A 7,679-nucleotide genomic window follows, 5' to 3' on the forward strand; every position below is an offset into this window, starting at 1 on the left:
ACAATGCCCTCACTCTTGGCCCGCGCCCAGGCACGTTTATAGCCCCACCGTCGATGCGCGGCGGCAAAATCGTTCATCCACTGGCGCACAGGCCCATGATCACGCAGCGTCTTCGCCCCGCCCGCCGCGCGGGCCCGGCAATACGCTGACCGGGACAGCCCAGCAACGCGCCCGCGCAAGACGCTGAGAAAACCCCTGACCAACCAGGTAGCTCACAGCTTCATGCCTGCGCGCCGGGCCTAGAAGTTTCCCTATGCCAACTCTCGCAGCGCTGCCTTCTCTAGCTCTGCTTGGCCCAGCAACTGTTTCAAGCGCGCGTTTTGCTCGCGCAACTCACGCAGTTCCTTGGCCTCACGACGACTCATCGACCCATAACGCTAGCGCCACCGGCACAACGTCGCCTCGCTGATACCCAGCACGCGGCAGGCCTGGGCCACACTCATGCCCTCACCTCGCAGCGCCTCGGCCTTCTCCAGCTTCACGACAATCTGCTCAGGCGTGTGCTTCGAGAACTTCCTCATGGTCATCCATTCTGCCCGGCCACAAGCAGCCGGGACTACTCAGAACAACCCTCTCAAAACAAACGGTCCGAAAAACCCAGACCCCTCCAAGATCAAGACATACGACGAGAAGAACATTCTCAAGAAAGAAAAAGACCAGCTCCTCGAGACCCTGCACACCAAGATGATCGGCTCGATCGCTGCTGATTCCAACGCTGAGATGAACCGAGTCAACGCTGAGTTGTATCCCGATGGCAGCCGCAAGGTGTGCCCATAGTTCCAGTTCCAGATCAACGGGCAAGGCATCAATTACAAGTTCGACCACTGCGGCAATCGAGGCTCAGAAGCCAAGTCCCGGCACCTGGCGATCTTCGATGTCGCAATGCTCCGCCACACGCCGCTGCTGTTCCTCATCCACGACTCAGCGATCATCAAACTCGTCGGACACGCACCCGTTCGCGCGCTGCTAGGTGCATACATGCGTGCGGCGGAACTCACAAGCGCTGCAGAAGAGCCCAAGCAGGTATTCTTCTCATTCGATGCGACAAAGGCGTATGGTCGGCAAGCCGAGGAACTCGTCGAAGCGACGCGCGTCATCCACCTCGGCGACGGCCCTGAAGCCCTCTACGACTTCACCTGGAACACAGAGACCACCGAGGAAGGTAACTAACCATGCGTATCACCTTCAAACCGCTGTGGAAACTCCGCATTGGCCGCGACATGACCCGCGAAGACCTCCGCCGAGCTGCAGGACTATCCCCAGCAACCATCGTCAAGCTCGGTAAAGACGGCAACGTCACCACCAACGTACTGCTGTGGATCTGCCAAACTCTGCAGTACAATCTTGAAGATATCATTGAAGTAGTGCCAGAAACAGCAAATAAGGAAATGCCAGCATGAGTAACCTTGGACCCTTCATTTGGGGCATCGCCGACCAGCTCCGAGGCGATTACAAGCCGCACGAGTACGGTGATGTCATCCTGCCGATGACCATTTTGCGCAGGCTCGACTGTGTACTTGAAGACCATCGGGAGGACCTGGCTGGGCTTGTCCGAGCCTTTGCTGACAAACCTGAACTACTCAGCGCCCAGGTCAAGCGCAAGACCGGCTTGTCTTTCTACAACACGACACCGTGGACGCTGCAGACGCTACTCGGCGACCCCGCAGGGCTCGAGGCCAACTTCAAGCAGTACATCGATGGATTCTCGGACAACCTCGACGTCTTCGAGCGGTTCAAGTTCGGCGACCAGATTGCCAGGATGGCGGAGAAGGATCTGCTCTTCATCATCATCGAGAAGTTCGCGCGCGTAGACCTGCACCCGAACAAGGTCCCCAACGCAGAGATGGGCGACCTCTACGAGTATCTGATTCGCACGTTCAACGAGTCCACCAATGAGTCGCCCGGTGAGTACTTCACACCCCGCGACGCAATCCGGCTCATGGTCGACCTGATCTTCGCGGGGGACGACGACGCGCTCTCGGTTCCAGGTACGGTCCGATCGATTTACGATCCCACCGCGGGAACAGGTGGGATGCTCTCGATCGCAGAAGAACACCTCATCGGCAGCCCGGAACACCCTGGCCTCAACCCCGACGCTCAGCTACGTATGTACGGGCAGGAGCGAAACGACCAGTCCTACGCAGTCTGCAAGTCCGATCTGCTCATCAAAGGGCATGATCCGTCCAACATCCAGCTTGGCGATACACTCGCTGATGACAGGTTTCCCGGCCAAACTTTTGATTACTGCTTGTCCAACCCTCCTTATGGCGACGACTGGAAGAAGAGCCAAGCTGCGGTCATCGCCGAGCTTAAGGAACTGGGAGAAGCATCCCGCTTCTCCGTAGGAGCAAAGGAGCCCAAGAAGAACACCCCGGCAGTCTCCGATGGACAGATGCTCTTCCTACGCCACCTCATTGCAAAGATGCGCCCCAAGAACAAAGGCGGTGGACGCGCGGCCATCGTCATGAACGGCTCGCCACTGTTCAATGGTGCAGCCGAATCAGGCCCCTCAAATATCCGGCGATGGGTACTCGAGGCAGACCTCGTTGATGCCATCATCGCGCTGCCGAACGACATGTTCTACAACACCGGAATCACGACCTACATCTGGGTGCTGGACAACAACAAGCCCGCCGATCGACAGGGCAAAGTTCAACTGATCGACGCCACCAACTTCTACGTCAAGATGCGTAAGAAGCTCGGCGACAAGGGACGCGAACTCTCGGAAGACAACCGTCGCCAGATCCTTGAGATATACAGCGCGTACGAGGAGTCCGACTACTGCAAGATTCTCCCCGTTGAGGAATTCGGATACTGGACCATCACCGTTGAACGACCCCAACGCGACCAGGACGGCCAGATCGTCACGACTTCACGGGGTAAGCCGGTCGCAGACTCCAACCTCCGCGACACAGAGAAAGTTCCATTCACCTACGCAGGCAATACGGACGGGATCGGCGGCTATGAAGCCACCGCCGATGCGTACATGCGCAGCGAGGTGCTGCCATACGTTGATGATGCCTGGATCGACAAGAAGAAGACCAAGATCGGCTACGAAATTCTATTCAGCCGATACTTTTATTCCTATACGCCGCCTCGATCGATTCATGAAATTGACGCGGAACTGCGCGAGGTTGCGACGGAGCTGCTCACGCTTCTCAAGGAGGTTGGGGCTTGAGCCGGCAATTTCACGGAGAGTACTTGCCAGACTGGGTGCTCGAGCCAAACTATGAACATGAAATCATTCCGGTTGGGTATGTGTTTCAGAAGTCCAAGGTTGTCCCCGGGCCGAGTGAATCGGAACAGTATCAGCGGTTGTCGCTGACTATGAACGGCGTACTCCCTCGCTCGCGCGAGGCAACAGATGGCCTTCAGCCCGAAAACTTTGATGGCTATCAGTTAATCAAACCGGGACAGCTGATCTTCAAATTGATTGATTTGCAGAATGTGTCCACGAGCCGCGTTGGCTTGTCAGAAGATCTTGGGCTCGTCAGTCCGGCCTATATCGCTCTTACCGCGGACCGCCGCGTACTTCCTAAGTACGCCTACTGGTACTTCATGGATCTGTACAACAGGCGCATCTTCAACAATCTAAGCGAGGGCGGAGTCCGGGCAAATCTTAGCTGGGAAGGATTACGGCAACTGCCTTTTATTCTGCCATCCATTGAGCGTCAACGTCACATTGTTGAGTTTCTTGATGCAGAACTCGAGCAAATTGACGCCCTCACCGCAGAACAAGAACGGCTGGTTTCCCTGCTAATCGAACGTCGTGCAGCAGTTGCGGAGGAACTTGTCAGTCGGGCAGATTCGAAGGAAGTTCGCAATCGAGGCATTTTCAGGCATGTGGACCGTAAGTCCAAGACCGGCGAGGAGGAATTACTCTCAGTTAGTCACATCACCGGGGTGACTCCACGGTCTGAGAAGAATGTGACAATGTTTGAAGCGGAGTCGAAAATTGGATACAACCTGGTTGAGCCAGGAGAGTTAGTAATTAACACAATGTGGGCATGGATGGGAGCGCTCGGCGTTTCAGATTTTGAAGGCATTGTGAGCCCTTCCTACGATATTTACGAGTTTATCGATCGAGGAGAATTTTGCCCCGAATACTTCGACATGCTCTATCGGACCGATCGTTACATTGGACTTATGAAGGCTCATTCCCGGGGCATTTGGGAATCGCGACTCCGGTTGTACCCCGACGTGTTTCTATCCCTTACTTCGCCAGTTCCCTCTCTTAAAGCGCAACAGCAGATAGCTCATGAGTACCGCGTCAAATGTGCTGAAACAGACGAGTTGCTCTTGAAAGTGCAATCTCTTACCAGTCTTTTGGAAGAACGAAAGCAAGCATTGATTACGGCGGCAGTGACCGGTGAGCTGGAGGTGTGAGTGATGGCGACGCAGCATGAGAAGGCTTTCGAGGAGGAGATCTGTGACTACCTAGCCGCTCATGGCTGGGTTTATGACCGCCACTACCGTGGCTACGATCAGAGTCTCGCCTTGGTGCCGGATGATGTGTTTGCTTGGCTCCGTCGTACTCAGCCGGAGCAGTGGGAAAAGGTCGTCAAACCGTCGATGACTCTTGCAGAACAAGAACGCGCCAAACAGGGGATCCTCGACCGACTTGCGAAGGAGCTCGATCAGCCTCTGGAGCATGGCGGTGGAATCTTGGCGGTGCTTCGGGGCGGATTCAAACGCACCCCGGCCAAGTTCGCCATGTGCGCGTTCAAACCCGCAACTTCGCTGAATCCCACTGCACAGCGGAACTACGAGGCCAACATTCTGCGGGTGATGCGCCAAGTCCACCACTCGGCCAAGAATCCCAATGAATCGATTGACCTGGTCTTCTTCGTCAATGGCATCCCCGTGGCAACTGCCGAACTGAAGACTGACAACACCCAGTCAATCGATGACGCGGTTCATCAGTACAAGCACGATCGCAAGCCGCAAGGCGAGCCGCTTCTGAAGTGGGGATCACGTTGTCTGGTCCATTTCGCTGTATCCACGGACGAGATCCGTATGACGACACGACTCTCGGGGACTGACACAGTGTTCCTGCCGTTCAACCTTGGTAATGACGGCGGTGCTGGCAACCCGGTCAATCCTGATGGTGCGGCGACCTCATACCTTTGGGAGCGTGTGCTCCAACGTGACAACTGGCTGCAGATCATTGAGCGCTTCATCAACGCTCAAACGTCGGAGAAGATCAACCCAGTGACCGGGGAGCACAAGAAGTCGACGCAGATCATCTTCCCACGATTCCACCAGTGGGAGGCAGTCACCGAACTTCTGTCGGCCACCAGAGCCGAGGGGCCAGGGCACCGCTACCTTATCCAGCACTCGGCAGGATCAGGGAAGACCAACTCCATTGCCTGGCTGGCTCATGGGTTGGCCAACCTCCACGACGACACCAATACCAAGATCTTCGACTCGGTCATCGTGGTCACCGACCGGACAGTCCTCGATGACCAGTTGCAGAAGGCGATCAAAGCGATCGAAGGCACCCGCGGGACGGTCGGAACGATCAACGCCGATGAGGTCCGCAAAGCAGCAGAAACCTCCAAGTCTGCTCTCCTCGCCAAGGAACTGGCTAACGGCAAGCTGATCATCATCGTCACGTTGCAGACGTTCCCCTTCGTTCTCGAGGCGATCTCTGAGCAGGGTGGAATGGCAGACAAGAACTTCGCTGTCATCGCGGATGAAGCACACTCGTCTCAGACTGGAACAAGTGCGCAAAAGCTGCGCCAGGTCCTCTCGCAGGCAGAGGTTGAGGCAATCGGCGAGGGTGCAGAGCTGTCCGTTGAGGACGTGCTGGCTGCGGAGATGGCTGCGCGCGCCACATCCGCAAACGTGTCCTTCTATGCCTTTACAGCCACCCCCAAGGGTAAGACCCTCGAAATGTTCGGTCGCCCCGGTGCCGACGGGACACCGCAGGCGTTCCATGTGTATTCGATGCAGCAGGCCATCGAGGAAGGGTTCATCCTCGACGTGTTGCGCAACTACACCACCTACAAGACGGCATTCCAGCTTGCGCAGAAAGCCGATGGGAAAACCGCGCCAACTGATGAGGTGGATGAGGCCACCGCGACGAAGGGCCTTATGCGATGGGTGAGTCTGCATCCGACCAATATCGCCCAGAAGGTCCAGATCATCGTTGAGCACTACCGCACCAATGTGGCCCACCTGCTTGATGGGCACGGCAAGGCAATGGTGGTGACCTCCAGCCGGGCAGCAGCCCTCAAGTACAAGACCGCGATCGACCGATACATCGCCTCTCATGGTTACGAGATGGGCACCCTGGTGGCCTTCTCAGGCAGCCTCACCAGTGAACAAGTTGAAGAAGTAGTTCCTGGGGTCGCCGAGCCCTACACCGAACACAACATGAACCCGGGGCTGCGTGGCCGCACAATCCCGAATGCGTTTGGTGGGGACCAGTACCAGGTACTGATTGTGGCGAACAAGTACCAGACGGGCTTCGACCAGCCGCTGCTGTGCGCCATGTATGTCGATAAAAGGCTCGACGGAATCGAGGCTGTCCAGACGCTGTCCCGGTTGAACCGTACCCTGCCGTCCAAGGGCAAGGACACCACCTACGTCCTCGACTTCGTCAACGATCCCGAGACAATCTTGAATTCGTTCCTGCCGTACTTCCGCACGGCCCAGATCACCCAAACAACAGACCCTGATCTGGTACACGATCTAGCGCGCAAGCTCGAGACGGCCGGTATCTACACCGCAGACGAGGTGGACCGCTTCGCTCACGCCTTCATCATCGAAAAGGCACATGGCAAGCACACCGGCGCCCTCAAGAGCGCTGCCGATCGCTTCAATGATCGGTACTGCGCAGCGCTCAAGGACCAAGACAAAGCATCCATCGACGAACTGGACCTCTTCCGCAAAGACGTGGGATCTTTCGTCCGCCTCTACGACTTCCTGTCCCAGATCGTTGACTACGAGGACACAGATCTCGAAAAACTCGCGCTGTTCCTCCGCCTCCTCAAGCCGCGTCTCACAGGGCGCAAGAGCACCGAGGAACTTGACCTGTCAAGCATCGAGTTGACACACATCAAGCAAACACGGCGTAGCGAGGGATCAATCTCGCTGACTGGTGACGGGGACAAGCTCAAGCCGATGGGTATCGGCGGTGGGACCACACGGGACCCAAACATGGTGGCCTGGGAACAGATCCTGAAGAACATCAACGATCTGTTCGAAGGGGAGAATTTCGACCCCGACTCGGTCAATTCTTGGGTGCAGGGAGTCGTGACCATTCTCGTCAAGGACGAGGCGATCCGAGAACAGGTCAACGCGAACAGCAAGGAACAGTTCCGCGAATCGCGCACCATTGAAGAAGCCGTCACGAATGCTGCCCTCGACCACCATGACGCTCAGAACAACATCCTCGAGAAGTTCTTCGAGAGTCCTCAGCGTCGAGCCGCTGTGATCCGCGAGATTTCAGACCTCATCTACTGGGAGCTCTCCCACGTCGTGCAAAGAGGTGAACAGGACGAGATTGCCACAGGCGCATGAGCTGAGAGTCGAGTGCCTGACGCTCGCAAACCGTCGACAAACCTGAAGGTCGCCGCCGTACCATCGGTGCAGGGCTATGCAAGATCGCCGAGGAGCGTCCCCTCGCTGGTGCGCCAGGTGGCGTTCGTGGGGGTTGGGTTCACGGGCTCTTC

7 protein-coding genes are annotated in these 7,679 nt (G+C 56.8%); 6 read left to right on the forward strand and 1 reads right to left on the reverse strand.

Going from position 1 to position 7,679, the window contains the following annotated elements; translation table 11 throughout:
- Window positions 1–377: 377 nt before the first annotated feature.
- Window positions 378–521, reverse strand: coding sequence for a helix-turn-helix domain-containing protein (locus tag O3669_RS10625; protein ID WP_371524792.1), 144 nt, complete (start codon window positions 519–521; stop codon window positions 378–380).
- Here O3669_RS10625 and O3669_RS10630 point away from each other — a divergent pair.
- From O3669_RS10630 to O3669_RS10655, 6 genes are read left to right on the forward strand one after another with little or no spacing between them, the layout of a single operon-like run.
- On the forward strand, window positions 520–777 hold the full coding sequence (locus tag O3669_RS10630; RefSeq protein ID WP_371524794.1) for a hypothetical protein: 258 nt from the start codon (window positions 520–522) through the stop codon (window positions 775–777). The two genes, O3669_RS10625 and O3669_RS10630, sit on opposite strands and share 2 nt — an antisense overlap.
- Window positions 778–789: 12 nt before the next feature.
- Entirely contained in the window at window positions 790–1,170 is a 381-nt protein-coding gene (locus tag O3669_RS10635) for a DUF2326 domain-containing protein (protein ID WP_371524804.1), read from the forward strand.
- Between the two features lie 2 nt (window positions 1,171–1,172).
- Complete coding sequence (locus O3669_RS10640) at window positions 1,173–1,400, forward strand: helix-turn-helix domain-containing protein (RefSeq protein ID WP_371524796.1); 228 nt, start codon at window positions 1,173–1,175, stop codon at window positions 1,398–1,400.
- Window positions 1,397–3,178 (forward strand): N-6 DNA methylase, encoded by a 1,782-nt coding sequence (locus tag O3669_RS10645; RefSeq protein WP_371524798.1) that lies wholly within the window; start codon window positions 1,397–1,399, stop codon window positions 3,176–3,178. Before O3669_RS10640 ends, O3669_RS10645 begins: the two co-directional genes overlap by 4 nt.
- Window positions 3,175–4,386 (forward strand): restriction endonuclease subunit S, encoded by a 1,212-nt coding sequence (locus O3669_RS10650; RefSeq protein ID WP_371524800.1) that lies wholly within the window; start codon window positions 3,175–3,177, stop codon window positions 4,384–4,386. Before O3669_RS10645 ends, O3669_RS10650 begins: the two co-directional genes overlap by 4 nt.
- Before the next feature lie 3 nt (window positions 4,387–4,389).
- Entirely contained in the window at window positions 4,390–7,527 is a 3,138-nt protein-coding gene (locus O3669_RS10655) for a type I restriction endonuclease subunit R (RefSeq protein ID WP_371524802.1), read from the forward strand.
- Window positions 7,528–7,679: the final 152 nt, after the last annotated feature.

This window comes from Pauljensenia sp. 20925_1_34 (genome assembly GCF_041432775.1).
Classification (GTDB): Bacteria; Actinomycetota; Actinomycetes; order Actinomycetales; family Actinomycetaceae; genus Pauljensenia.